The 26,261-nt window shown below is 73.4% G+C and carries 23 protein-coding genes and 1 tRNA gene; 2 read left to right on the forward strand and 22 right to left on the reverse strand.

Going from position 1 to position 26,261, the window contains the following annotated elements; translation table 11 throughout:
- Window positions 1–39: 39 nt before the first annotated feature.
- The 4 genes from AC07FK_RS18740 to AC07FK_RS18755 form a co-directional block, all read right to left on the reverse strand.
- Window positions 40–777, reverse strand: a complete 738-nt coding sequence (locus AC07FK_RS18740; protein ID WP_479106001.1) for a 4'-phosphopantetheinyl transferase family protein — start codon at window positions 775–777, stop codon at window positions 40–42.
- Between the two features lie 105 nt (window positions 778–882).
- A complete protein-coding gene (locus AC07FK_RS18745) occupies window positions 883–1,449 on the reverse strand; it encodes a cysteine dioxygenase family protein (RefSeq protein ID WP_479106002.1) in 567 nt (188 codons plus the stop codon).
- Window positions 1,450–1,541: 92 nt separating this feature from the next.
- Window positions 1,542–2,447 carry a LysR family transcriptional regulator gene (locus tag AC07FK_RS18750; protein WP_479106003.1) on the reverse strand — a complete coding sequence of 302 codons (906 nt, stop codon included), beginning with the start codon at window positions 2,445–2,447 and terminating at the stop codon, window positions 1,542–1,544.
- Between the two features lie 118 nt (window positions 2,448–2,565).
- A complete protein-coding gene (locus AC07FK_RS18755) occupies window positions 2,566–3,339 on the reverse strand; it encodes a peptidoglycan recognition protein family protein (RefSeq protein WP_479106004.1) in 774 nt (257 codons plus the stop codon).
- Between the two features lie 219 nt (window positions 3,340–3,558).
- On the opposite strand from AC07FK_RS18755, the gene AC07FK_RS18760 reads away from it, so the two are divergent.
- Complete coding sequence (locus tag AC07FK_RS18760; protein ID WP_479106005.1) at window positions 3,559–4,068, forward strand: CHRD domain-containing protein; 510 nt, start codon at window positions 3,559–3,561, stop codon at window positions 4,066–4,068.
- A 118-nt stretch (window positions 4,069–4,186) separates the two neighbouring features.
- Here AC07FK_RS18760 and rbsK read toward each other — a convergent pair whose 3' ends face one another.
- The 7 genes from rbsK to AC07FK_RS18795 form a co-directional block, all read right to left on the reverse strand.
- Window positions 4,187–5,098 carry a ribokinase gene (gene rbsK / locus AC07FK_RS18765; RefSeq protein WP_479106191.1) on the reverse strand — a complete coding sequence of 304 codons (912 nt, stop codon included), beginning with the start codon at window positions 5,096–5,098 and terminating at the stop codon, window positions 4,187–4,189.
- A 156-nt stretch (window positions 5,099–5,254) separates the two neighbouring features.
- Window positions 5,255–5,929 (reverse strand): GntR family transcriptional regulator, encoded by a 675-nt coding sequence (locus AC07FK_RS18770; protein ID WP_453402579.1) that lies wholly within the window; start codon window positions 5,927–5,929, stop codon window positions 5,255–5,257.
- Between the two features lie 66 nt (window positions 5,930–5,995).
- Window positions 5,996–6,994, reverse strand: coding sequence for a proline racemase family protein (locus AC07FK_RS18775; RefSeq protein ID WP_479106006.1), 999 nt, complete (start codon window positions 6,992–6,994; stop codon window positions 5,996–5,998).
- 1 nt (window position 6,995) lies between these two features.
- Complete coding sequence (locus AC07FK_RS18780; RefSeq protein WP_479106007.1) at window positions 6,996–7,883, reverse strand: dihydrodipicolinate synthase family protein; 888 nt, start codon at window positions 7,881–7,883, stop codon at window positions 6,996–6,998.
- A 311-nt stretch (window positions 7,884–8,194) separates the two neighbouring features.
- The gene (locus tag AC07FK_RS18785; protein ID WP_479106192.1) at window positions 8,195–9,652 is read right to left on the reverse strand and encodes an FAD-dependent oxidoreductase; all 1,458 of its coding nucleotides are present in this window, start codon (window positions 9,650–9,652) and stop codon (window positions 8,195–8,197) included.
- Entirely contained in the window at window positions 9,621–10,007 is a 387-nt protein-coding gene (locus AC07FK_RS18790) for a (2Fe-2S)-binding protein (protein WP_479106008.1), read from the reverse strand. Before AC07FK_RS18790 ends, AC07FK_RS18785 begins: the two co-directional genes overlap by 32 nt.
- A complete protein-coding gene (locus AC07FK_RS18795) occupies window positions 10,004–11,200 on the reverse strand; it encodes an NAD(P)/FAD-dependent oxidoreductase (RefSeq protein WP_479106009.1) in 1,197 nt (398 codons plus the stop codon). Before AC07FK_RS18795 ends, AC07FK_RS18790 begins: the two co-directional genes overlap by 4 nt.
- A 90-nt stretch (window positions 11,201–11,290) precedes the next feature.
- Between AC07FK_RS18795 and AC07FK_RS18800 the strand changes: the two genes are divergently transcribed.
- A complete protein-coding gene (locus tag AC07FK_RS18800) occupies window positions 11,291–12,724 on the forward strand; it encodes an aminopeptidase P family protein (protein WP_479106010.1) in 1,434 nt (477 codons plus the stop codon).
- Between the two features lie 18 nt (window positions 12,725–12,742).
- Here the strand turns inward: AC07FK_RS18800 and AC07FK_RS18805 are convergent, their stop codons facing one another.
- The 11 genes from AC07FK_RS18805 to AC07FK_RS18855 all read right to left on the reverse strand — a co-directional run bounded on the left by AC07FK_RS18805 (window position 12,743) and on the right by AC07FK_RS18855 (window position 26,148).
- Entirely contained in the window at window positions 12,743–13,222 is a 480-nt protein-coding gene (locus AC07FK_RS18805) for a VOC family protein (RefSeq protein ID WP_479106011.1), read from the reverse strand.
- Between the two features lie 138 nt (window positions 13,223–13,360).
- A tRNA-Leu gene (locus AC07FK_RS18810) sits at window positions 13,361–13,445 on the reverse strand.
- Window positions 13,446–13,873: 428 nt separating this feature from the next.
- A complete protein-coding gene (locus AC07FK_RS18815; RefSeq protein WP_479106193.1) occupies window positions 13,874–14,902 on the reverse strand; it encodes a sugar phosphate isomerase/epimerase family protein in 1,029 nt (342 codons plus the stop codon).
- A 39-nt stretch (window positions 14,903–14,941) separates the two neighbouring features.
- On the reverse strand, window positions 14,942–16,342 hold the full coding sequence (locus tag AC07FK_RS18820) for an alkaline phosphatase family protein (RefSeq protein ID WP_479106012.1): 1,401 nt from the start codon (window positions 16,340–16,342) through the stop codon (window positions 14,942–14,944).
- Complete coding sequence (eboE, locus tag AC07FK_RS18825) at window positions 16,339–17,508, reverse strand: metabolite traffic protein EboE (protein ID WP_479106013.1); 1,170 nt, start codon at window positions 17,506–17,508, stop codon at window positions 16,339–16,341. The genes AC07FK_RS18820 and eboE overlap by 4 nt, the downstream gene beginning before the upstream one ends.
- An 18-nt stretch (window positions 17,509–17,526) precedes the next feature.
- A complete protein-coding gene (locus AC07FK_RS18830) occupies window positions 17,527–18,378 on the reverse strand; it encodes a TatD family hydrolase (protein WP_479106015.1) in 852 nt (283 codons plus the stop codon).
- On the reverse strand, window positions 18,378–19,217 hold the full coding sequence (locus tag AC07FK_RS18835; RefSeq protein WP_479106016.1) for an EboA domain-containing protein: 840 nt from the start codon (window positions 19,215–19,217) through the stop codon (window positions 18,378–18,380). The genes AC07FK_RS18830 and AC07FK_RS18835 overlap by 1 nt, the downstream gene beginning before the upstream one ends.
- Window positions 19,211–20,125, reverse strand: a complete 915-nt coding sequence (locus AC07FK_RS18840; RefSeq protein ID WP_479106017.1) for a sugar phosphate isomerase/epimerase family protein — start codon at window positions 20,123–20,125, stop codon at window positions 19,211–19,213. The genes AC07FK_RS18835 and AC07FK_RS18840 overlap by 7 nt, the downstream gene beginning before the upstream one ends.
- Complete coding sequence (locus AC07FK_RS18845; protein WP_479106018.1) at window positions 20,122–21,111, reverse strand: SCO3242 family prenyltransferase; 990 nt, start codon at window positions 21,109–21,111, stop codon at window positions 20,122–20,124. The genes AC07FK_RS18840 and AC07FK_RS18845 overlap by 4 nt, the downstream gene beginning before the upstream one ends.
- The gene (locus AC07FK_RS18850) at window positions 21,108–22,253 is read right to left on the reverse strand and encodes an inositol-3-phosphate synthase (RefSeq protein WP_479106019.1); all 1,146 of its coding nucleotides are present in this window, start codon (window positions 22,251–22,253) and stop codon (window positions 21,108–21,110) included. The genes AC07FK_RS18845 and AC07FK_RS18850 overlap by 4 nt, the downstream gene beginning before the upstream one ends.
- 160 nt (window positions 22,254–22,413) lie before the next feature.
- On the reverse strand, window positions 22,414–26,148 hold the full coding sequence (locus AC07FK_RS18855) for a ThuA domain-containing protein (protein WP_479106020.1): 3,735 nt from the start codon (window positions 26,146–26,148) through the stop codon (window positions 22,414–22,416).
- Window positions 26,149–26,261: the final 113 nt, after the last annotated feature.

A 26,261-nucleotide genomic window follows, 5' to 3' on the forward strand; every position in this document is an offset into this window, starting at 1 on the left:
CCGGTGCGGACCGGCGCCGTCCGCAGGCTCCGGCGTTCCTCACGCCTCCGGTACGGACGACCGCACGGCGACGGCGGCCGCGAACCCGTCCGGGGCGGCCACGTCGCCGATCCGCCACCCCGGCGGATGGTGCTCCGCCGTGGGGCCGGTGCCGAGGTAGTCGAGCGAGAGCCCGCGGGCCAGACCGATGCCGAGGCCCTTGAGGTATGCCTCCTTGCGCGCCCACGCGCGGGCGAAGGCGACGCTCCTCTCCGCCTCGGGCAGGGCCAGCAGCTCGGCCGTCTCGCGCGGATGCAGCTCCTTCGCGACCTCGCTCACCACACCCGGTCGCGGCACGGCCTCGACGTCCACCCCCACGGGGACCGCCGCGCAGGCGATCAGGGCCACGCTGCCACTGTGCGACAGCGAGAAGTGCACCGGGCCGTCCACCGTCGCGGGCCGGCCGTGCGGACCGCCGCAGGACACGCACGGCTCACGGTGCAGCCGTACCGCGCCGGGTGCGACGCCCAGACAGGCGCCCAGCATCGACCTGAGCGCCACATGGGCCGTGACGTAGCACCGCCGGTCCGCCTCGCGCACGAAGGCCGCCGCGCGCTCCTTCTCCCCGTCGTCGAGCACGTCGCCGGCGAGCCGCGCCGCGGCGTCTCCCTGCCGCTCGGCGTCCACGCTCCAGAGCACGGGCACCGTGCCGCCCCGCCCGGCCGGTTCGGCCCACACGAGGGGGGCCGGATCCTCCAGGACGGCGGTCAGGGGCTGGTACTTCACCGTTCCGTTCACCGGCCGAGCATAGGCAGCAGGTGTTCGAATCTCGAAGCCGATCGGCCGGAAGGCGGCCGCACGACGGCCGGATCCCCGCGGACGGCTCCCGCCCGCGGGCAGAGGTCAGGGGTCAGGGGTCAGCTCGTACACCCGTCGGACGCTCGTACCGAGTCGCGACAGGTCCGCACCGTACACGTGCAGCGAGATCGCCACGTCCGCGCCCGCGTTCCACACCTGGTGGATGTCTCCGGGCGGTGCGAAGCCGCTCACCGTCCCCCGGGGGTTGACGACGTCCCCAGTGACCACCAGCCGGGCGGCGGCGCCGTCGCGGGACGGCACGAGGCGGTAGCGCCGCTCCTGTTCGGCGCCCGCGTGGACGCCGGTCGTGCACCACGCCACGTGGTCGTGCACGGGGGTGCGCTGCCCGGGCAGCCAGACGAGCGCGACGAGCGAGAAGCTGCCGTCCGGCTCCGCGTGCAGCAGGTGCTGGCGGTAGCGCTCGGGGTCGCCCACGCGCTGCCCGGCGGTCAGCAGGTCGTCGGCGCCGAGGTGCGGCGCGAGCCGCTCGCCGACGAGGTACGCCGTCGGGTCGGGCGGCAGTCCGAGCGCGACGGCCCGGCGGACTTCGGAGATCAGTACGGCGAGACGCGTCGTCGTGCGCCCCTCGGCGGGTGCGGTCGAAGAGGTCATACCGGCACGGTGGCCCCGCGCCGGCCTGGACGTCCAAGGAGGGTTCGTACGGCGTCGGCCAAGCAGCGCTTATGGGACGGGCATCGCGCCCGTCAGCAGCCGATCTTGTTGGCCGCCACCGTCGTGAGCTTCCCCAGCACCAGCGCCGTGGCCGGGATCCGCAGATGCTCGCGCAGGACGTACGCCGAGACCCGCCGCCGGGACGCCGGCTGCGACGCGCGGCCCGCGACCTTGGGGTGGCGCAGGAAGTTGAGCACCAGGCCCGGCATCATGGCCACGCCGAGCCCTTCCGCGACGAGGCTCTGCACCACGAGGCTGTCGTCGGTGGTGAAGGCGATGTCCGGCGCGAATCCCGCGTCCGCGCACGCGTGCAGGAAGTGGACGCGGCAGCGCGGGCAGCCCACGATCCAGCGCTCGCCTGCGAGGTCGCCGAGCCGCACGGCGCGGCGTCGCGCGAGCGGATGCCCCGACGGCAGCAGCACCAGCGACTGGTCCTCCATCAGCGGTACTTCCATCACCTCGTCGGGCACGTCCTCTCCGAGTCCCGGGAAGGTGAAGGCGAGCGTGATGTCGCACTCGCCGCGCAGGAGGCGCCGCAGCGACCCGGGCGGCTCGTCCTCCAGGAGCTCCACCGACACCCCCGGGTGGACGGCGGCCAGCAGGGCCACGGCCTCGGGAACGAGGGTCGCGTTGGCGCTGGGGAAGGCGCAGAGGCGCACCCGTCCCGCGCGGAGCCGGGTGAGGGAGTCCATCTGCCGCCGCGCGGCGGACATGTCGTCGAGGATGACGGCCGCGTGCCGCGACAGCGTCTCACCCGCCTCGGTGAGCCGCAGGCCGCGTCCGGCCCGGGTGAACAGGGGGGTGCCGACGTCGCGTTCGAGCGCCTTCATCTGCTGGGTGATGGCGGGCTGGGTGTATCCGAGGGCGCGGGCGGCGGCGGAGTACGAGCCGGCCTTGACCACTTCGTGGAACGTCCTGATGTGCCGCGAGTCGAACACCCGTGAACCATAAGCAGAATTTGGGAGGTGCGGACACCGTCTCCTTCGGCCGGTGGCCGAAGACCGCCCGCCCCCCGCGCCGCCCGGGGAACCCGGGGCGGTACGCGCCGAGCACTCGCTAACGGCGGCCCTGGAGGCGGGCGGCCGCCTTCCTGATCGCGGGCAGCTCGGCCAGGAGAGCCGCCCCCGGGCACTGCGTCGAGTAGCCGTCACTGTGTCCCGATACGGCGCTCAGCCGTACGCTCGTCCCCTTCGGGAACCTGCTGCGGCTGTTCGAGGACACCAGCCGCACCGTCGCGCGGGGGTCGACGTCCGCCATGCCGAGCTTCCACGCCACGAGCGCCGCGATGGCGTCGGTCATGGGCCTGGGGACGTCCGCCCCCTCGGTGAAGACGCCGATGGCGGCGATGCCCACGGTGTGGTGGTTGAAGCCCTGGGCGTGCGCCCCGACGACAGGCCGTGCGGCGCCTCCCGCGCGGCCCTCGTAGATGGTGCCGCAGCGGTCGACGAGGAAGTTGTACCCGATGTCGTCCCAGTGCCGGCCGCCCGCCTGGGCGGCGTACACCCTGCGGATGATGCGCGGGACGTCGGCGCAGTCGTACCCGTTCGGCGAGTTGGTGTGGTGGACGAAGGCCGCCTCGACGGGGTGGGCGTAACGCACCCGTACCTGACGGTGCTCGACGCCCCGCAGCCACTTCTGCCGGGGCACGACGCGCGGCGGCGGAGCCCGGTGCGCCGAGGGCGCCGAGCGTACGGGCGGCTGCGCGGCGGGCGGGGGCGGATGGGCCCGCCCGGGCGGCGGCACCGGGTCGGCGGCCGCGGCGCTCAGCAGCAGGAGCCCGGTGACGGTCACCCCGGACACGCGCCGCAGCGCCATGTGGAGGGCACGCATGCTCCCCACCCTGCGTCCGCGCGGTGCCGCCCGCCACGGGTGTCGGCCGTACGGGTGAACGGTCCCTCCCGGCGCCCGGCACCCCGTACCCCCGTCCGGCCGCTGAAGAGTTGAGGGACGGTCAGGGGTGACCTTGTGTGGGTGCCAGCGATCCGACCTCGGCGCGGGCCAACGGGCTCCGCGCTGCTCGGTCGCCCCGACACAGAGATGAGACATCCCATGCGTGTTCCGACCACCCTGCTGGTCTCGGCCGTCTCCTGCGCGGCCGCCCTCGCCGCCCTGGCCACTCCGGCCGCCGCCGCCGGTCCCGGCCCCGCCGACCAGGGCGGTGACCGGACCACCCACGGCCGGGCCGACCTGACCGGCCGCGAGGAAGTGCCCGGTCCCGGCGACCCCGACGGCAGCGGCGAGTTCTGGTACAAGATCGAGCACGGCACCCTGTGCTACGCCCTGCACGTGCGCAAGATCGCCAAGCCCACCGCCGCACACATCCACCGGGGCAAGCGGGGCACGGCGGGGCCTGTGGCCGTCACCCTCAAGACCCCCAAGCACGGGTCGTCGAAGGGCTGCATCACCGCGCAGCGGCACGAGACGGAAGCCAACGCCGCGACCGTGCTGACGTACCACGAGCTCAAGCAGATCGCCTGCAAGCCCGGGAAGTTCTACGCGAACGTCCACAACCGCCCGTACCCCGACGGGGCCGTGCGCGGGCAGCTCCACCGCCACTAGGCACAGCGGCGTGGGGCTGGGCGGGCTCCCGCGAGCCCGCCCGGTTCCATGCGCCGCCCGCAGTCCTCAGCCGGTCGGAAGAAGGCGCCGCAGCGCGGCACGCGCCTTCCGGCCCTCTTCACAGCGCCGCGACCTCCGCGGCGGTCGGGAAGGACGCCTGCGCCCCCTCCTTGGTGACGGCGGCGGCTCCCACCCGTACCGCGAAGGCGGCGGCGTCCGCCAGGTCCTCGCCGAGGCTGAGCCGCCAGGCCAGGGCCGCCGTGAAGGCGTCGCCCGCGCCCGTGGTGTCGACGGCGTCGACCCGGGGGCTCGGGACCCGTACGGCCGTCCCGTCCTCGGCGACCAGTGCGCCGTGCGCGCCCAGCGTGACGACCACCGACCGCGCGCCGAGCGCGAGCAGCGCCCTCGCGCGCTTCTCGGGGTCCTCCTCGTCGTCGGCGTCCGGGTCGTCGCCCAGCACGAACCGCGCCTCGTGCTCGTTGAGCACCAGCGGGTCGCACGCGGCGAGCACCTCGGCGGGCAGCGGCCGGGGCGGCGAGGGGTTGAGTACGAACCGGCTTCCGGCGGCCCGGGCGCGTACCGCCTCGGCCACCGTCTCCAGGGGGACCTCCAGTTGCGCCGACACCACGCGGGCGGCGGCGAACAGGGACGCGGCATCGCGGACGTCGCCCGGGGTCAGCCGGGCGTTGGCGCCGGGCGAGACGACGATGCTGTTGTCGCCCGAGGGGTCCACGGTGATCAGCGCGACGCCGGTGGGCGCCCCGCCCGTCCGTACCCCTGTGGTGTCCACACCCGCCGCGCGCTGCGAGTCGAGCAGCAGCCGCCCGTGGGCGTCGTCGCCGACGCGGGCCAGCAGCGCCGTCCGCGCGCCGAGCCGGGCGGCGGCGACGGCCTGGTTGGCCCCCTTGCCGCCGGGGTGCACCGCCAGGTCGGAGCCGAGCACGGTCTCGCCGGCGGCGGGACGGCGCTCGACGCCGATCACCAGGTCGGCGTTGGCGGACCCCACGACCAGCAGGTCGTAGTCGTACATGCGTGTCCTGTCCTCACTGTCGACGGTCACGAGAAGTCGGCGACGTTCTTCTTCGTCACGACCTTGACCGGCACCTCTACCACGCTGCCCGTCTCTGCGGCGCGTGCCGCCCCGACGAGGGCGGAACGTGACGTACGCGCGCCCACACGAGGGTGATCAGCCCGCCCACTTGTCCCGGACGTGTCCCAGATGGCGGGTCATGATCGCCTGCGCCCGGTCGGCGTCGCGGGCCAGCAGGGCGTCGAGCAGTTCGAGGTGCTCCTGCGCGGAGGCTTCCAGCAGCCCCCGCTCGACCAGGGCGGTGAGCCCGTACAGCCGCGAACGCTTGCGCAGGTCGCCGACCACCTCGACCAGGTGCGCGTTGCCGGCCAGGCCCAGCAGTCCGAGGTGGAACTGCCGGTCCGCCTCGACGTAGGCGATGAGGTCCCCCTCGGCGGCGGAGGAGACGATCGACCGGGCGACCGGCCGCAGGGCCTCCAGGGCGGCGGGGTCCGCGGTCGTGGCGAGGCCGGTGACGGTCGGGATCTCGATGAGCGAGCGGATGTGGTTGTACTCGTCCAGCTGCCGCTCGGACACGGCGGTCACCCGGAACCCCTTGTTCGGGACCGTGTCCACCAGACCTTCCCGCACGAGGTCCAGCATCGCCTCCCGCACGGGCGTGGCCGAGACTCCGAAGCGCGCCGCGAGGCTCGGCGCGGAGTGCACGTCGCCCGGGCGCAGCTCCCCGGCTATCAGGGCGGCGCGCAGTGCGTCGGCGACCCGCTCGCGGTAGCTGTCGCGCCGACCGCCGAGCGACGGCAGATCCGGCGCCTGGTTCCGCTCAGCGGCCATGGGTCCTCCTCGGTCGGGTACGCGTCGACCGATCTTAGTGCTGTGTCACGTACCGCCCGGCGGGGACTACAACAGGAAACCGGCGGGGAACGGGTCGGCCGGATCGAGGAGGTACTGGGCGGTCGCGGTGATCCAGGCGCGGCCGGTGACCGTCGGAACGACGGCGGGGGCGCCGCCCACCTCGGTGGCGCCGACGAGACGCCCGGTGAAGGACGTACCGATGAAGGACTCGTTGACGAAGTCCTGGAACAGCGGCAGTTCACCGCGTGCGTGCAGCTGCGCCATGCGCGCGCTGGTGCCCGTACCGCAGGGCGAACGGTCGAACCAGCCGGGGCGGATGGCCATCGCGTGCCGGGAGCGCTCGGCGGTGGAGCCCGGAGCGAGCAGTTGGACGTGGTGGCACCCCCTGATGGCGGGGTCCTCCGGGTGCACCGGGGGGTCCGCGTTGATCGCGTCCATGAGCGCGAGACCGGCGGCGAGGATGTCGTCCTTGCGCCCCCGGTCGAAGGGCAGGCCGAACCGCTCCAGCGGGAGGATCGCGTAGAAGTTCCCCCCGTAGGCGAGGTCGTAGGCGACCGTGCGTCCGTCGGCCAGCGTCGCCTCGCGGTCGAGACCGGCACAGAACGAGGGCACATTGCGCAGGGTGACGCCGACGGCGGCGCCTTCCTCGACCGCCACTTCCGCGGTGACCAGCCCTGCCGGGGTGTCGAGCCGGATCACGGTGACCGGCTCGGTGACGGGGACCATGCCGGTCTCGACGAGCACGGTCGCCACCCCGATGGAGCCGTGTCCGCACATCGGCAGGCAGCCGGAGACCTCGATGAACAGCACCCCGAAGTCCGCGTCCGGCCGGGTGGGCGGCTGGAGGATCGCCCCGCTCATCGCCGCGTGACCGCGCGGCTCGTACATCAGCAGCGTGCGCAGGTCGTCACGGTGCTCGACGAAGTACGCGCGCCGCTCGGACATGGTCGCGCCCGGAAGGACGCCGACGCCGCCGGTGACCACGCGCGTGGGCATGCCCTCCGTGTGCGAATCGACCGCGTGCAGGACGACTTTGCTCCGCACGTCAGCACAGCCCCGCGGCGACGGCCTTCTCGGTGGCGGCGCGGACGGCCGCCTCCTGGTCGGGCAGGAGCGGAACTCGCGGCGGCCGGCAGGGCCCGCCGTGACGGCCGACGACGTCCATCGACAACTTGATCGCCTGCACGAACTCGACCTTGGAATCCCATCGCAGCAGCGGATGCAGCTGCCGGTAGAGCGGCACGGCGGTGTCCAGCTCACCCGCGACGGCCGACCGGTAGAGCTCCACCGTGGCCCTGGGCAGGGCGTTCGGATATCCGGACACCCACCCCTTGGCCCCACCGATCACCAGCTCCAGGACCACGTCGTCGGCTCCGGCCAGCACGTCGAGTTCGGGCGCGAGTTCACCGATCTCGTAGATCCGGCGGACATCACCGGAGAACTCCTTGACCGCCCGGATGGAACCGTCGGCGTGCAAGGACGCCAGCAGGTCGGGCCGCAGGTCGACCTTCGTGTCGTGCGGATTGTTGTACGCGACGACCGGAATCCCGGCCTCGGCGACCTCCGCGTAGTGCGCCCGTACGGAGCGGTCGTCGGCGCGGTAGGAGTTCGGCGGCAGCAGCATGACGGACCCGCAGCCGGCGTCCCGGGCCTGCTCGGCCCAGCGGCGCGCCTCGACGGCTCCGTACGCCGCGACACCCGGCATCACGCGCTCCCCGCCCACAGCGGCGACGGCGGTCTCGACGACCCTGGCGCGCTCCTCCGCCGTGAGCACGTGGTACTCGCCCAGCGAACCGTTCGGGACGACGCCGTCACAGCCGTTCTCGACGAGCCAGGCACAGTGGGCGGCGAAGGCGTCGTAATCAATGCTGAGGTCCTGCCGCAGCGGCAACGCGGTGGCCACCAGGACACCGTGCCAGGGATGCGTGTTCATGAAGCCTCATTTCATAGCGCGGACTGCGCGAAAACCGGTCGCGCTCCGGTCATGCCGACCACTACGGAAGCCGCGGTGGGGCCGGCCCCGGCCCACGCGGAAGCTCCGCCCAGTCGGGCGCGGCCCAAGACCCCACCGTGCCAGGAGGGGACGTACCCGGGCGCTCTCCGCAGGGCGTCGAACACAACCACCCCACACAACCCGCCGGACCCGAACGTTCGACACCTGAGGAGACGCCACGGAACGGCACCGATTCCGAAGCCCTCAGCAACCCCCGCCAAACCGCCGAACCGCCAACCCGCCGACCCGGCTCACGACGCACACCCCCCACCCCCCTCCCCCGCCAGCACCCCCAACGGCACCGGCCGCGCGAACACCCGCGCCGACGCCCCCGACGCACACCCGGCCACACCCGCGACCCCCGGCGCGCACACCCTCCCCTGGCACCACCCCATCCCCGCCCGGGTCAGCAGCTTGACGCTGCGCGCATCTGTGGCGCCCAGCTCCACCGCCGCCCGCACCGCCGAGGCCGGAACCTCCTCGCACCGGCACACGACCGTGTCGTCCGTGACCCGCTCCGCCCACCCCGCCGGCGGCGCGTACACCGCGCCGATCACCGCCGCGAACTCCCGCAGCCTCGCCCGCTCCCGGACCTCCGCCGCCCACCGCCGCCGGTCCGGCTCCCGCCCCCGGAGCCGCGCGGCCACCGAGCGCCCGGCGATCCCGCCCTCCGCGAGGGCGAGCGCCGCACCCCCCACCCCGCTCGCCTCCCCCGCCGCCCAGACACCCGGCACGTCCGTACGCTGCTCGTCGTCCACGGCGACCCCCCACTCCCCGTCGTCCGTCTCCACGAGGCGGCAGCCGAGCCCGCCGGCGAGGTCGGTGTGCGGCAGCAGGCCGTGCCCGACCGCGAGGGCGTCGCACGCGATCCGCCGCCCGCTGCCCGCCCGTATCCGCCCCCCGTCGTCCAGCGCCGCCACGGTCACACTCTCCAGCCGGTCCACGCCGTGCGCGGCGACCACGACATGACGGGTCCTGACCGGGACGCCGCGCCACAACAGCGCGGCGCCGTACCGCGCCCCCTCGGCCACCTTCGCCGGATGCCCGGCCAGCCGCGCCGCGCCCCGCACGACGCACCGGGGGTCGGCGGACTCGATCAGCGCGCGCACCCGCGCCCCCGCCGCCGCCAGCCCGGCGGCCACCGGCATCAGCAGCGGACCGGTCCCGGCGACGACGACTCTGCGGCCGGGCAGCACGAGCCCCCCCTTGAGCATGGCCTGTGCACCACCCGCCGTGACCACCCCCGGCAGCGTCCAGCCGGGGAACGGCAGCACCTTCTCGTAGGCACCGGTCGCGAGGAGCACGGCCTCGCCCCGGACCGCCTCGGAACGCTCCTGTGCCGGACCGACCAGGGCGTGCACCTCGAACCCGCCCGCGTCCACCCGCTCGACGCACCACACATGCCGGTCCGCCAGATGGACGATCCGCCCGTCGGCGACATGCGCGTCCAGCCGGGCCGTCAGCCGCTCCCACGTACGCCACGCGTGATGCAGCGCGGAGGGCCGCCGCGCACCCAGCCGCGCGGCGGGCTGCCGGTAGAACTGCCCGCCGGCCCGCACGCCGGCGTCCACCAGGGCGACCCGCACCCCGAGACCGGCGGCACGGACCGCGGCGGCCACCCCGGCGGGCCCGGCGCCGACGACGACGAGCGAAGCGCGCCCGGCGTCCGCGCCACCCTCATCCACCCGTACCCGCGCCATCCGCGCCATCCGCGCCATCCGCGCCATCCGCGTCGACACTCCCGCCCACCCCTTCCTGCGTCCGGATCACATCGCCCGGCGACACCGTCACCAGACAGGCCCGCTGATTGGCGCGGCCGTTGACGGTCACGAGGCAGTCGAAGCACACCCCGATGCCGCAGAACACCCCGCGCGGCCGCCTCCCGCCGCGCGTGCTGCGCCACGCGGTGATCCCCGCCTCCCAGAGCACGGCGGCGACGGTCCGACCGGGCAGGGCCCGCAGCGGCCGCCCGTCCAGGGTGACCTCGAAGCCGGGCTCGGGCCGCGCGCGTACGAGCCGCAACGGCGTGGGGCGACGGGAGCCCCCGTCACGACGTGCCCTCATCGGCACTCCTCCCTGGAGGCGTCATCGCCGAACCGATCCCCCCGGAACGCCGCGAGATCCAGCTCCGGCGTCTCACCCGTGAGCCCCTGGGCGACCAGGTACCCCGTACCCGTGGCGAGTCCGATGCCTGCCCCCTCGTGCCCGCAGGCGTGGTGCAGACCCGGCACCCGCGCGTCGGGCCCGATCGCCGGCAGGTGGTCGGGCAGGTACGGCCGGAACCCGAGGTAGGCGCGCACGGCGCTGACCCGCTCCAGCACCGGGAAGAGCGCCACCGCCTGCGCCGCGAGCCGCCGCGCCACCGGCAGGGAGAACGTGCGGTCGAACCCGGCCCGCTCCCGGCTCGCGCCGATCAGCACCGGTCCGGCGGCCGTCCCCTCGACCACCGCCGACGTCTTGAGCCCGGCCGAGTCGCTGGCCACGTCGGCGACGTAGTCCGCGGAGTACACCTTGTGCCGGACGGTCCGGGGCGGCAGCGGTTCGGTGACGAGGACGAAACCGCGCCGCGGGAGCACGGGGAGGTGCGCCCCGGCGAGTGCGGCGACCTCACCGCCCCACGTCCCGGCCGCGTTGACGACGGCCGGCGCGTGGATGTCGCCCAGGCCGGTGCGTACGCCGAAGACGCGCCCACCGTCGCGCGGGGCCGCCCGCAGCACGGCGGTCACGGCCGCGCCCGTACGCAACAGCGCACCCGCGCGGCGGGCCTCCCGTACGAGGTGCGCGGCGGCCAGGGCCGGCATCACCTGGCAGTCCTGCGGGTAGTGCACCGCCCCGGCGAGACCGCCCGCCAAGTGCGGCTCCATGGAACGCAGTTCGTCGGGTGCCACCGCCGAAGCGGTCACCCCCGCCGCACGCTGGCGTACGGCGAAGTCCTCGAGGGCGGTGAGCCCGTCGCCCCCGGAGGCGACCACGAGCCCGCCTTTGGCCTCGTACTCCACGGCTCGGCCCACGTGCGGCGCCTCGTCGACGAGCCGGCGCCACAACATCAGCGAGAACAGGGCGAGTTCGAGCTCGGGCCCCGGCTCCTTGTCGGACACCAGCAGATTGCCCTCGCCCGCCCCCGTGGTGCCGCCGGCCACCGGCCCCCGGTCGACGAGCACGGTGCGCAAGCCCGCCCGGGCGGCATAGAAGGCGCAGGCAGCACCCACCATTCCGGCCCCAACTACCACGACATCGCAGGTCAGTCGGTTGCTCACGTCAGTACAATGTCACATGTTCCCTTTCGCGCCAAGGGTCTCTACGCTGAACCCCTCACCAGGAGCGAGCGACAGGGAAAGAGGCCCCGCATGTTCAAGGACCGCAAGAACAGCCTCAGTCCGACCGTGTCCGACGAACTGGCCGCGCTCATGAGGCGCGGCTGGGCGGACACCGAGCGGCGCGACCTCGAACCGGCGGAGCAGAGCCCGTACGCGGCCAAGCGCCGCGCCGCGCTGTCCGCCCGCTTCCCCGGCGAGCGGTTGGTGATCCCCGCCGGAAACCTCAAGGTGCGGGCCAACGACAGCCACTACCCTTTCCGGCCCTCCAGCGAGTACGTCCACCTCACCGGCGACCAGAGCGAGGACGGGGTGCTGGTCCTCGAACCGCTCGCGGAGGGCGGCCACGCGGCGACCGCGTACCTCCTCCCCCGTTCCGACCGGAAGAGCGGCGAGTTCTGGCGGGACGCGGCCAAGGGCGAACTGTGGGTCGGCCGCAGGAACAGCCTGGCCGAGGCAGAGGTCCTCCTGGGACTGCCCTGCCGGGACGTGCGCGAGGCCGCCGGCGAACTGCGCGCCGCGGCCGCCGCCGACCGGGCCGTCACCACCCGCGTGGTGCGCGGCCACGACGCGCGCCTGGAGGCGGCGCTGGACACGGACGAGGAGCTCGACACCGAGCTGATGACCGCTCTGTCCGAGCTGCGCCTCGTCAAGGACGAGTGGGAGATCGGGGAGCTGCGCAAGGCGTGCGACGCAACGGTGCGCGGCTTCACCGACGTGGTGCGGGAGCTGGCCACCGCCGTGGCCACGTCCGAACGGTGGATCGAGGGAACCTTCTACCGCCGCGCCCGCCTGGAGGGCAACGACGTCGGTTACGGCTCCATCTGCGCGGCCGGCGAGCACGCCACGATCATGCACTGGGTTCGCAACGACGGCGAGGTGCGCCCCGGCGAGCTGCTTCTCCTCGACGCGGGCGTGGAGACCCGCACCCTCTACACCGCAGACGTCACCCGCACCCTGCCGATCAACGGCGCCTTCACCCCGCTCCAGCGCCGGATCTACGACGCGGTGCACGAGGCCCAGCAGGCCGGCATCGACGCCGTGCGCCCCGGCGCGCGCTACCGGGACTTCCACGACGCGGCGCAGCGGCGCCTGGCGGAGAAGCTGGTCGAGTGGGGCCTGCTGGAGGGCCCCGCCGAGCGCGTCCAGCAGCTCGGGCTCCAGCGCCGCTTCACCATGGCCGGCACGGGCCACATGCTGGGACTCGACGTCCACGACTGCGCGACCGCGCGCAGGGAGTCGTACGTCGAAGGAACCCTTCTGCCGGGCATGGTGCTGACCGTCGAGCCAGGCCTGTACTTCCAGCCGGACGACCTGACGGTGCCGGCGGAGTACCGGGGCATCGGTGTACGCATCGAGGACGACATCCTCGTGACCGCCGACGGCAACGAGAACCTGTCGGCGGGCCTGCCCCGCACCTCGGCCGAGGTGGAAACGTGGATGCGGGGCCTCACCGCACCGCGATGACACCACCGGCGGCCGGGACTACTCCCCCGCGTGGGCCCTCCGCAGTGAGGCGATGTCGAACTTGACCATCGACAGCATCGCCTCGGTGGTCCGCTTGGCCTTCTCCGGGTCGACGTCACTGATCATCTCGACGAGCCCGGCGGGGACGACCTGCCAGGACACCCCGAACTTGTCCCTGAGCCAGCCGCAGGCCGTCCCGGAGCCGCCGTCGACGAGCCTGTCCCAGTAGTAGTCCAGCTCCTCCTGGCCGTCACAGAAGATCTGGAACGAGACGGCTTCGCTGAACGAGAACCGCGGACCGCCGTTCAGCGCCACGAACCGCTGCCCGTTGGCCTCGAAGTCGACGGTCATGACCGTTCCGGCCTCCCCCGGGCCGGCCTCGTTGTAGCGGGTGATCCTGCCGAGGCGGGAATCCTTGAAGATCGAGACGTAGTGGTTCGCGGCCTCCTCGGCCCGGTCGTCGAACCACAGACAGGTGGTGAATCCCTTGGCGGCCATCGGTACCTCCGGCGCGTGCATGGGTGTGTACCCCTGAAGACCGCCCGGCGACGGGAAACTCATCGGTGAGGTGGCGAGGAGGGTGGAACGCAAGAAGACCCCAGGTCGACTGGGGTCTCCGCGTGCTGGTGTTGCTTGTGTCCGAGGGGGGACTTGAACCCCCACGCCCGATAAAGGGCACTAGCACCTCAAGCTAGCGCGTCTGCCATTCCGCCACCCGGACCAGGTGGTCGGCCCCGGTTTCCCGCGGCGACATGGAAAACAATACCAGGGGTTCGGTGTGGGTTTCACCTGCGTATTACGTGGTCAGGGGGTGTGGCGGGCCCGGGACGGACCGAGCGGGCCGACTCGGGTGCACGGTCGTCACAGCACGTCGCCACCTGTTCACAGGTCGCGTTCGCGGAGCGCGCGGGCGGTCTTCGCGGCCGGGCCCCCGGAGGTGGCTGTGGGCCGCCCCGCAGGGGGTGGCCCGGGACGGCCCTCAGTGACGCGTACCGCGTGGCGGCACTCGGCGGCACGACGGTGTGCCACGTCACGTGGGCCGGGGCCGGCGCCCCCGCCCGTCAGGGCGCGCGGGGGCGGCCGCGGGCCCGGCGCGTCGGGCCGAACCCGCGGCCGGTCAGCCGCCACGCGGTCCGACTGCGACTGCCCTCAGCAGTCCTTCTCCCGCAGTGAGTGCAGGTGGGCGCTGGACTTGCGGGCGAAGGCGAACGACTCGACGGGGTTGTCGTGTTCCGCCTGCCAGTGGTGGTCACGGCGCCCGCCGCGGGTCTTCGACACGGCCGAGATGAACCGCTTGTAGTCGATGTCTCCGTCCCCGACGTCCACCATCCGGTAGCCGTCGCGGGCGGATGCGTCGTGTTCGCCGTCCTTCACATGGAAGAGCGGGTAGCGGTCGGGCTGCTTCAGCACGTAGTCGAGAGGGTCGAAGGGGGCCGGCGTGCCGTCGGCGCGCCTGCCGAAGCGGAACTGGGCCGCGTACGCCCAGTAGATGTCCATCTCCAGGTAGACCAGGTCCGGGTCGGTCTCGGCGAGGAGTACGTCGTAGAGGCGGACGTCGGGCCGGTCGGTCGCGAAGGAGAACTCCTCGGCGTGGTTGTGCTGGTAGAACTTCATGCCGCGCGCCCTGGCCGCCGCCCCGTACGTGTTGAAGTCCTCGGCGGCCCGCTTCCAGCCGTCGACGGTCGCGCCGTAGCGCCAGGGGCCTGAGGCCGTGCCGATGTGCCTCAGGCCGAGGGCCTGGGCGTCGTCGAGGACCTTGGTGAGGTTCTGGGCGAAGCTGTACGCCCCCGGGTTGCCGTCGTCGTAGTAATTGACGTGGCTGCCGATGCCGCGCAGACCGTGGTCGCGGGTGAGCTTGCGGAGCTGGGCCAGGGTGATGGCGCCGGCGGAGCCCTGGGTGTAACCGGCGTACTCGACCTCGTCGTAGCCGAAGCGCTCCAGCTCGGCGAAGACCTTCGCGAAGCCGAGGGTGGAGACCTTGTCGCGCAGGGAGTAGAGCTGGATGCCGAGGCGGCCGGGGGGCAGGACGGGGCGGCCTCGGCCGGTGGTCCGGGCCGCCGCCGTGGGCGCCGTGGCGCCCAGGAGGGCCGCGGCGGTGGCGCCGGCGGCTACGCCGAGCATGCCTCGTCTGGACAGCTTGTGGGTGAGCTCGGGGTCGGTGGTGGTTTTGCGGCTCATGGGTCGCACGGGTGGAACTCCTTCGTCAGGGGGCTCTTGTCAGTGCAGTCCGGCAAGCTGGAGGAGCAGGGCTTTCACCTCGGTGGCCGCGACGCGGTCACCGACGGCGCGGGGGGTGGAGCACAGGATGAGCGGACCGTCTTCGTCGCGGTCGGGGAGGCGGCCGTGGCTGCCGCGGACCGGGGAGGGGTCGAGGGGCACGACCGCCATGCGGTAGCGCATGCCGAGTTTCTTACGGGCGAGGGCCTTGGCCGCCTTGACCCGTACGTACGGATCGAGGGGGTCCATGAAGAGCTCGACGGGGTCGTAGCCGGGCTTGCGGTGGATCTCGACGAGCTGCGCGAAATCCGGGGCCTTCGCGTCGTCGAGCCAGTAGTAGTACGTGAACCAGGCGTCGGGTTCGGCCACCGCGACCAGCTCGCCGGAGCGGGGGTGGTCGAGGCCGTGGCTCTTCTTGCCCTCGTCGTCCAGGAGTTCGGCGACGCCTTCGAGGTCCGCGAGTGCGGCGCGGGCAGCTCCGAGATCCTCGGGGCGGCGTACGTACACGTGCGCCAGCTGGTGGTCCGCGACGGCGAACGCCCGTGAGGTCGTGGGGTCGAGGTACTCCATGCCGTCCTGGGTGTGGACCTCGACGAGCCCCGCGCGCCGCAGGGCCCGGTTGATGTCGACGGGCCGCGACACGCGGGTGATGCCGTACTCGGAGAGCGCGACGACCGTACGGCCCTGGGCCCTCGCGTCGTCGAGCAGCGGCGCGACGGCCGCGTCGAGGTCGGCGGCGGCGCGGTGGGAGCGGGGGTCGTCGGGACCGTAGCGCTGGAGGTCGTAGTCGAGGTGGGGGAGGTAGCACAGCGCCAGGTCGGGGCCGCGGGTGCGCAGGACGTGGCGGGTGGCGTCGATGATCCACTGCGAGGACACGAGGTCGGCGCCGGGACCCCAGAAGTGGAAGAGGGGGAACGTGCCCAACTTCTCGGTGAGTTCGTCGTGGAGGGACGGGGGCCGGGTGTAGCAGTCGGGTTCCTTGCGCCCGTCGGCGTAGTAGACGGGGCGCGGTGTGACGGTGTAGTCGGTGTCCGCGCCCATCGCGTACCACCAGCAGATGTTGGCGACGGTGTAGCCGGGATGGGCGCGGCGGGCTGCGTCCCAGATCTTGTCGCCGGCGACGAGCCCGTTGTGCTGGCGCCACAGGAGCACTTCGCCGAGCTCGCGGAAGTACCAGCCGTTGCCTACGATGCCGTGCTCGGCGGGGGTGGTGCCGGTGAGGAACGTCGACTGCGCCGCGCAGGTGACGGCGGGCAGGACGGTGCCGAGGGGAGCCTGCGAGCCGGACCGGGCGAGCCGTGCGAGGTGCGGCATGTGGGCGAGGAGCCGGGGGGTGAGTCCTACGACGTCCAGGACGAGGAGGGGGGCGGGGCCGGCGCCGGTGGTGCCTGTCGTCGTCACGGCAGCTCCTTGAGGCCGAGGTCGACCAAGAGGTCGCGGGCGAGGGTGAGTTCGGCGGCGATGCCGTCGGCGAGCTGGTTGCGGTTGCGGGGGCGCAGCTCGGCCGGCAGGGCCTGCCAGGTGTACGTCTCGACCTCCAGGTGCCGGGTGAGCGGGGCGGGGCCGCCGACCAGATGGGCGAGGGCGTCCTGGAGCACCGGCAGGGTGGAGGTGAGCGGGGGGGCGGGCGGTGCGTGCAGGGGGACGTGGAAGTGGGCGCGCCAGGGGGCGCCGTCGGGGAGCGCCTGTCCGGCGAGGGCCTCGCCCAGGTCGTCGGTGCCGCGCAGTCCGGCCGCGGTGCGGGTGCGGGTCTGGTGGAGGAAGCGGGGCTCGGCGAAGGCGGCGAGGGCTTCGCGTACGTCGGGGAGGTGGGGGTGTTCGGCGTGCAGGGCGGCGGAGAGCTGCGCCTTGGGGATGGTGATCCCGGCGGCGGTGAGCGCGGCCAGAGCGGTCGCCGGGTCCTCGAAGGAGGTGGCGAGGTGGCAGGTGTCGACGCAGACGCCGATGCGCGGGGCGGCGAGGGCGGTGAGGGGGGCGATGGCGTCGGCGGTGGTCTCGACGGTGCAGCCGGGCTCGGGTTCGAGGCCGATGCGGACGGACTTGCCGGTGAGCTCCTCCAGTACGTCCAGGCGCTCGGCGAGCGTGGTGAGCGCCGCACGGGCGGCCTCGGCGCCGGCCGCGTCGAAGGGCGTGCGCCAGGCGAGGGGGAGGGTGGAGACGGTGCCTTCGGTGACGTCGTCGGGGAGGAGGGCGGCGAGGAGGTGGGCGAGGTCGGTGGTGTGGTCGAGCCGGGGCGCCTCGGTCCAGTCGGGGCGGTACACGCGGTACTTGACCTCTTCGGCGCCGAACCCCTCGTACGGGAAGCCGTTGAGGGTGACGACCTCCAGTCCGCGCCGGTCCAGTTCGGCGCGCAGGCCCCGCAGGGCCGCCGGGTCGGTGATCAGCGCGCGGGCGGCGTCCCTGGCGAGCCACAGTCCGATGCCTAGGCGGTCCCGCCCGAGGCGTCTGCGGACGGGCTCGCAGTGGTCGCGCAGCTGGGCGCGTACGCCGTCGAGTGTCTCGGCGGGGTGGACGTTGGTGCAGTACGCGAGGTGGACGGTCGAACCGTCGGGGTGGCGGAAGCGCATGGTGGGCGTCCCACCCCCTCATTCCCCGCCGCGCAGGACGGAGTTGCCCTCGTGGAGCGGCTCGGGGGCGTCGGACACGTCGAGCCGCAGCCGGCCGCTGAGGCCGTAGAAGGCGACGGGGTTGCGCCACAGTACCTGGTCGACGTCGTCCTCGGTGAAGCCGGCGGCGAGCAGCGCGTCACCGACCTTGCGGGTCTTGAGCGGGTCGCTCTTCCCCCAGTCGGCTGCGGAGTTGACCAGGACCTTCTCGGTGCCGTGGTCCTTGATGACGGCGACCATGCGGTCCTCGTCCATCTTGGTGTCGGGGTAGATGGAGAAGCCGAGCCAGCAGCCGCTGTCGGTGGCGGCCTTTACGGTGGTCTCGTTGAGGTGGTCGAGGAGGACGCGCTCCGGGGGGAGGTTCGATTCACGGATGACGTCGACGGTGCGGTTCAGACCGGCGAGCTTGTCGCGGTGCGGGGTGTGGACGAGGGCGGGCAGCCCGTGGTCGGCGGCGAGCTGGAGCTGGGCGGCGAGGGCGGTGTCCTCGGCGGGGGTCATGGAGTCGTAGCCGATCTCGCCGACGGCGACGACCGGGTCCTTGACGAGGTAGCGGGGAAGCGCGTCGAGAACGGGGGTGCAGCGGGGGTCGTTCGCCTCTTTGGGGTTGAGGGCGAGGGTGCAGTGGTGGGCGATGCCGTACTGGGAGGCGCGGAACGGCTCCCAGCCGAGGAGGGCGTCGAAGTAGTCGAAGAAGCTGGCGGGCGAGGTGCGGGGCTGGCCCAGCCAGAAGGACGGCTCGACGACGGCGCGGACTCCGGCGGCGTACATCGCCTCGTAGTCGTCCGTGGTGCGGGAGGTCATGTGGATGTGGGGGTCGAAGATGCGCATCAGGACTCCTCTGCGGGGGCGGCCGTGACGTGCGGGCGGGCCGTCGGGCCGTCGGGCGCCGTGGCGTCCGGGCCGGCCGTGAGGGCGAGGACGCGGTGGAGATCGTCCGGTACGGGGCGGCCCGCGGCGGTGCGTTCCGCGGCGTGGTCGCGGAGCATCCGGGCCAGTTCGGCGTCGGCCCGGGCGCGCGGGGACAGGCCGTCGACGGCGTCCACCGGCACGCCGGTGAACAGGCACTTGAGGACGGCGTGCCGCCAGGCGTGCTGATCGAGGTGTTCGGCGGCGTACGGGCCCACCGCTGCGGCCACGAGGCGGGTGTCGTTGGTGCGCAGGGCGTCTTCGACGAGCGGGAGCGCGGAACCGGGGGGCGTCAGCGCGCTCAAGTGCGGGAGGGCCAGCAGGACGGCGCGGCGTTCGGCGGCGGTGCCGTGCGTGTAGAGACGGGTGGTGGTGCGGTGGTCGGCCCGTACGGCGTGCAGGAGGAGCACGCGGGCGGCGGCGGCGAGGTCCTCGGCGGCGGCCGGACCGGACGGGTGGCCGGGGCCGGACCGGTGGTCCGAGCCTTGCCGGCCGTCGGGGCCAGGCCGGCCGACGGTGGTCGGCCGGTTGACGGGGGCCGGCCGGCAGTGGCGGCCGGCTTCGGCGAACCGGAGCTCCCAGGTGGGCAGGGGCCCTCTGGGCGGGCCCTCCGGCCCGGCCGGCGCGGCCTGCGCCGCCGCGTGGGCCTCGGCCTCCGCCAGGGCCTCGTGGAGCCAGGCGCGGGCCGCTCCCGCCAGCTGTCCTTCGAGTACGGCCTGGAGGGCGCAGGGCGTTGCGCCGTTCGTCAGCTCGGTCAGCATCGTGCGTCGCCTCCTGCCGGGAGAAGCGGTGCGAGGGGCCGCGCCGTGCGCAGGAAGTCGAGGGACCGCGCGGCCAGGTCGGGGCCGGCGTGCGAGTGGCGGGGGAGTTCGACGACCGTCAGGCCCTGGTAGCCGGTGGCCGCCAGTGCCTCCAGTACCGGCGGGAAGTCGATCTCGCCGTCGCCGAACGGCAGGTGCTCGTGCACCCCCCGGCGCATGTCCTCGATCTGGACGTGCCGCAGCCAGGGAGCGGCTTCCCGTACGCAGTCGGCGGGCGGGGACGGTTCCAGGCACTGGCAGTGGCCGATGTCGAGGGTGAGGCCGAGGAGGGACGGGTCGCCGAGGGCGTGACGCAGGTGGTGGAAGTCGGCGAGGGTGGCGAGGAGGTGACCGGGTTCGGGTTCGACGGCGAGCGGCACGCCGGTGCCGGCCGCCGCGTCGAGGACGGGGCCGAGCGACTCCGTCAGCCGCTGCCAGGCGGTGTCGCGTGCGGTGCCGGCCGGGGTGACGCCGCTGAAGCAGTGCACGGCGTGGGCGCCCAGGTCCGCGGCGACGCGTACGGCGGTGACGAGCAGTTCGACGCGGGCGGTACGGGCGTCCGGGTCCGGGTCGAGCAGCGACGGCCCGTGTTTGCGGCGGGGGTCGAGGACGTACCGCGCGCCGGTCTCGACGGTCACGCCCAGTCCGAGCCGCGCCAGCCTGCCCGCCACCTGGGCCGTACGGGCCGCGAGACCGGGGGCGAGGGGGTCCAGATGCATGTGGTCGAGGGTGAGGCCGACGCCGTCGTACCCCAGGTCGGCCAGCAGGGCCAGGGCGTCGTCGAGCCGGAGGTCGGTGAGTCCGTTGGTCCCGTAGCCGAAGCGGAGGGGGCCGGGGACGGAGCCGGGACGTACGGGGGTGCCGGTCATGTGGGACTCACCTTTCGCGACAGCTTCCGGGCGACGGGTACGAGCCCCATGAGCGCCGCCACGGCCCCGACCGCACCGCTGCGGGCGGCGAGGGCGGCCTGCAGCGGGATCATGGCGCGGATCCCGCCGCCGACGGCCCGCTGGGTGAGCGGCGGTGAGGGGTTGAGCGCGGCGTGGAGCAGCGGTTTGCCGGCGGTGCGGAGATAGGCGGTCGCCGCGAGGCCGGCCGGGGTGGCGAGGTGCGCGGCGACCCGGAGCACCACCCGGCGGGCGGGCGGGGGCGCGGGCACGCCGCCGGCTGCCCGGGGCGGCAGGGTGGCGCCGGCACCCCCGGGGCGTGTGCGGGCGGCGAGCACGGCCAGTACGGCGGCCGACGCGAGGGCGGCCAGTGGTGCGGCTGTCGAGCCGCCCTGCGTCTCGCGGCGCGAGACCGCCGTGACGGCGCAGGTGTGCGCGCCCAGCACCGCCGCGGCGGCCAGTGCGTCGCGCATCCCCGGGCCACCGCCGGTCACCCCGGGCCGGGGCGTCCCGCGGGTCGCCGCCGCGCCCAGCAGCAGGTCCAGGGAACGGGCCGCCGCCATGGCGGCGGGAGCCGCCGCCGTGTGCTTCAGGCGCAGGTCGTACGCCCAGATCGTGGCGGCGAGGCCCGAGGCCACCGCCAGGGCCGGCCGGCCCGCGCGGGCGGCCAGCACGAGGCCCGCCATCGTCAGCGCGCCCGACGCGGCCAGGGCCGCCCGAGGGGTGACGCGGCCGGAGGGGATCGGGCGGTGCGGGCGGTCCACCGCGTCCTCGGCGCGATCCGCCCAGTCGTTCAACGCCATGCCCGCCTCGTACAGGCACAGTGAGGCGCCGACGGCCAGCGCCGTGCCCCGGTTGGACCGTACGCCGACGGACGCCGCGCCCGCCACCGCGTCGCCCGGGACGGTGAACAGGGCCGACACACGCAGAAGTTCCGCCCATGCGGCGAGCCGGGCGGACAGCCTCATCGGGCCGCCCGCAGACGCGCCCCGAAGGCGAGCAGAGCCCCGTACTGCTCTCCCAGCCCTGCCGGACCACCACCGTCCGGGTCCTTGAAGTAGAAGCCGAGTTCGGGCAGCGGGCCGCGGATGCCGACCTCGTGGGCGCGGGCGAGCAGCCGGGCCAGGTCGAGGACCAGCGGGGCGGCGAGCGCCGAGTCGCAGCCCTGCCAGGTCGTCTGCAGCGTCATCCGGGAGCCGAGGAAGCCTTCGAAGGCGATGTGGTCCCAGGCCGTCTTCCACTCGCCCAGCGCCGGTACGTCGTCGATGTGGACGTCGCCCTGGGGCAGTGCGCCGAGCGTGTCGGTCAGTACGCGGTTCTTGCCCGCGTTCTTGGCCGCAGCGGCAGCCGGGTCGGCCAGCGCCGCCCCGTCCCCGCCGCCGAGCAGGTTCGTACCGGACCACGCCCGTACGGACAGGGCGCGCTGCACGAACATCGGGGCGAGTACGGAGCGGAGGAGCGTCTGGCCGGTCTTGCCGTCCCGTCCCGCGTGGGGAACGCCGGCGGCCGCGACGGCGTCCTGGAGCGCGGGGGCGCGCAGGCCGGTGGAGGGCGTGAAGTTGACGTAGGGGCAGCCGGCGCGCAGAGCGGCGGCAGCGTAGAGGGAGCTGGGCGGCAGTGTGCCCGGGTCCTCGGGGGCGGGCTCCGTCGAGGCGGTGTTGACGACCACGACCCGGTCGAGGCGCTGCCGGCGCGCGAAGTCGAGCAGGTGCGCGGCGAACGTGCCGATGAGTTCCCCGGCGCCGCGCGTGTCGCCCGGCAGGGGGCCGCCGGTCCGGATCTCCGCGTCCGCCGCCGCCAGTTCGCTGCGTACGGCCGAGGCCAGGCCGTACGGCAGGACGCCGCCCGCCTCCAGTTCCTCGGCCCGTTTGGGCAACGGGCAGCTCACCGTGTCGTGCCCGCCGAAGACCAGCGAGGAGAGCGCCGGCAGGCCGCTGCCGGCGAACGGCGGGGTCTCGGTGACCATGCCGTCCGGGGCGTGGAGGCCCGCGGTGAGCGCCGCGCAGCCCGCGACGGCCGTGGTGGCGACGGAGCCGCGAGCGCCGACGAACCACACTCCGGTACGTGCCGATTCGGTGTGCGCCGTCGTGCCTTCGGATGGAGTGGTCACGGGCTGCCTCCCTGCCGGAGCTATGGAGAGATGGAGAGGTGGAGAGATGAGCTGTGCGGCGGTGCGCTGGTCGATCGAGACACGATGGGCCGTGCGTACGGTGGAAGACGGCGGGCGGGGCTCGGCGTGCACCCGCCCGCCGCCGGTCTTGTCGCGGCCGTTACGAGCCGCTGGGCGCCGTCTTCTCCTTGAGCTTGATGTTGCGGAAGGCGACCCGGTCACCCGCGCCGTGGTTCTGGATGCCGATGTGGCCCTGTGCCAGGCTGCGCGCGGGGTCGGTGTTGGTGAAGTCGTTGATCTTCACGCCGTTGAGGAAGACGCGGAGCCGTTCCCCCTCGACCCTGATCTCGTACGTGTTCCACTCCCCCGGCGGGTTCAGCGCGGCGTCTCTGGCGGCGGTGTTCGCCGCCTTGAAGCCGTACACGGACCCGGTGGTGCGGTCGGGGGCGTCCGTCGCGTCGATCTGGATCTCGTACCCCTTGTCGACCGCGGACCAGGGGTCGTCCGAGGCCGGGAAGCCCACGAAGATCCCGGAGTTGTCGTCGCCCGCCATCTTCCAGTCGAGCTTCAGCGCGTACGACTTCAGCTCCTTGGCCTGGTGCCAGAGCAGGCCCATGCCGCCGACGGAGTTCAGCGTGCGGTCGTCCCTGATCTCGAAGGAGCCGGGTCCGGCCTGCTTCCAGCCCTCGTGGGTCTCGCCGTTGAAGATCGGCCGGTAGCCCTTGGAGGGCTTGCAGTCGGCCTTCGCGATGCCGGTCGCGTAGAGCAGTCCGCCGAGCAGGTGCTTGCGGAAGGCCGGTTCGGCGTACGACTCCTTGGTGTGGCCGCCGCCCGTGTAGAAGGAGCGCCCGCCTTCGTACGGCTGGCACCAGGCGATCGGGTGGTCGCCCTTCATGGTGCCGCCGGTGTAGGTCGTCTCGTCGAGGGTCGCGAGGACGCGGGCCTGGTCCCGGGGGTTGGTGCGGTAGTTGTACCACTCGTCGGTGCGCTGCCAGGTGCTGTCCAGGTGCGCGGTGGCGGGGTGGTCGTGGTCCTCGACGCGCACGGTCGCCGACTGGATCTGCGGGTGCGAGTCGAAGTGGGCGCCGACGAGGCCGCCGTAGAACTTCCAGTCGTACTCGGTGTCGGCCGCCGCGTGGACGCCCAGGTAGCCGCCGCCGTCGGCGACGTACTGTTCGAAGACGGTCTGCTGGTGGGCGTTGAGGACGTCACCCGTGGTGGAGAGGAACGCCACCGCCGCGTAGCGGGCGAGGTTCTCCGGTGTGAACTGCTTGGCCTCCTCGGTGGCGTCGACGGCGAGGCCGCGCTGCGCGCCGAGTTCCTTGAGCGCCGTGACGCCCGCCCCGATGGAGTCGTGGCGGAAGCCGGCGGTCTTGGTGAAGACCAGGACGCGCTTCTTCGGGGTGGCGTCGCTCTTCGCCGTCGAGAAGGTGAAGTCGTCGATGTCGTAGAGGGCTCCGCTGCCGCCCTTGAAGACCAGGTAGAGCGTGGTGGTCCCGGCCGGCGGCCGCTTGATCGCGGTCGTCACGTCCTGGAAGGTCTCCCAGCCGCCCGTCACGGGCACGACGGTCGACCCGATGAGCCTGCCGTCGGGTGAGCCGGTGCGGACTTCGAGGGTGCCGCCCGCGCCGCCGGAGGAGATCCGCGCGGTCAGGGAGGTGGCGTCGCCGACCCGGTAGGGCGTGAAGGCGATCCAGTCGCCGTTCTCGATGTCGCCGACGGTCTTGCCTCCGTGCGCGGGCGTCTTGTTGTGGACCTTGACGCCCGACGACGTCGAGAAGTGCTCGGCCTGCCGGTGCTTGGGCTGGGCGACGGCCTGGTCGTGGGTGGTCAGGGGCTCCTGTCCGCCGGCCCCCTTGTCGGTGTACTCGGCGTCGAACGCGCCGAAGATGTTGGCGTTCGGGTCGTGCTCACCGTCGGCGATGGTCTTGATGGTGCCGGAGCAGCCGAAGGCCTCGGTGATCTTGTGGCCGTGGCTGTCGTGGCCGAGGAAGTGGGACACCTTGACCTTCGAGCAGTCGACGGCGCCGTCCTCCGCGTCGGTCACCTTCACCTTGAAGGGCACCTCGTCGCCGAAGGTGAAGAGCTGTCCGTCACCGGGGAGTTCGAGGGTCACCTTGGGCGCGGTGTTGCCGACGACGATCCGCACGCTGGCCGATCCGGTCCGGCCGGTGGCGTCCTTGGCGGTGACCGTCGCGGTGTACGTGCCGTTCTTCCGGTACGTGTGCGCCGGGTTCGCCGCCGTCGACGTGCCGCCGTCGCCGAAGGCCCAGGAGTACTTCAGGGCGTCGCCGTCGGAGTCGGTCGTCCCGGCGGAGCTGAACTTCACCCGCAGCGGGGCCTGGCCGGACGTCCTGTCGGCGGCCGCCTCGGCCACCGGCGAGTGGCCGCCGGTGGCGTTCTCGATGCGGTAGAGGCCGGAGTGCTCGTCGCCGCCGAACCAGGCGGTGCCGTAGTCGAGGACGTACAGCGCGCCGTCGGGGCCGAAGGCCGAGTCCATGACCTGGGTGCCGGTCCAGGGGACGGGGCTGATGGACCGCACGGTGCCGTCGGCGTCGTGCTCGACGCGCTTGATCCAGCGGCGGCCGAACTCGGTGGCGAAGAAGTCGCCGTCGTACGCCTCCGGGAACTTCACCGGGGAGTCGAGGTCCTTGTCGTACCGGTACACGGGTCCGCCCATCGGGGACTCCGAGCCGCTGCCGAACTCCGGGAGCGATCCGCCGTCGTACGGGATCCACGCCTCCTGGGCGGGCGGCAGGTCGGTCAGGCCGGTGTTGTACGGCGAGGTGTTCTTGGGCGCGGCGCAGTCGAACGGGGCGCCGGACTCCTTCGTCGCGAAGTCGTAGTCGACGTACGCGTCGTTCCTGCCGGTGCAGAAGGGCCAGCCGAAGTTGCCGGGCTCGGTGACGCGGGCGAACTCGACCTGTCCGGCCGGGCCGCGCTTCGGGTCGGCCGCGCCGGCGTCGGGGCCGTAGTCACCGACGTACAGGACGCCGGTCCGCTGGTCGACGCTGAAGCGGAACGGGTTGCGGAAGCCCATGGCGTAGATCTCGGGGCGCGTCCTGTCGGTGCCCGGAGCGAAGAGGTTGCCCTCGGGGACCGCGTAGGAGCCGTCGTCGTTCACCTTGATGCGCAGGATCTTGCCGCGCAGGTCGTTCGTGTTGCCGGAGGTGCGGCGGGCGTCGTACGCGGGGTTGCGGCCCGGGCGTTCGTCGATGGGGGTGAAGCCGTCGGAGGCGAAGGGGTTGGAGTCGTCACCGGTCGACAGGTAGAGGTTGCCCTGCGCGTCGAAGTCGATGTCGCCGCCGACGTGGCAGCAGATGCCGCGGGTGGCCGGTACGTCGAGGATCTTCTTCTCGCTGGCGTTGTCGAGGGTCCCGTCGGCCTTGAGCACGAAGCGGGAGAGCCGGTTGACGCCGTCGTACTTGGCGAAGTCGGCGGCCGTGCCCTCGTTGGGGGCGTCGCCCGCCGGGGTGTCCAGCGGGGGCGCGTAGTAGAGGTAGATGCGCCGGTTCTCGCTGAAGGCCGGGTCGACGCCGATGCCCTGGAGGCCCTCCTCGTCGTGCGAGTAGACCGGGACGGTGCCGATGACCCGCGTGGTGCCGGCGCTGTCGGTCATGCGCAGTTCGCCGTCGCGCGAGGTGTGCAGGACGCTGCGGTCGGGGAGGACGGCGAGCGACATGGGCTCGCCGGTCTCGGGCTCGCCCTTGGCGAGGGTGACCTGCTGGAAGTCCTCGGCGGCGGCCGCCGGGCCCGCGCCGCCGGCCGGTTCGGGGTGCTCGGCGGCGGTGGAGACGGTGGGGGTGAGGGCGAGTGACGTGGCGGCCAGGAGGCTGCCGGTGAGCAGTGCGAGGGTTTTTCGGACCGATCCGGCTCTGAGCCGTTTCCTGTGCACGAGTGTCCTCCGGGGATGGGCCGGGCGGTGCTCGTCCTGCACCGATGCCGGGCGGGGAAGCTCTCTCCTTGCGGGAACCGGAATGCGCCGTCACGCCGGTACCGGTGTCATGT

It is taken from the genome of Streptomyces sp. NPDC046122, from assembly GCF_056429965.1.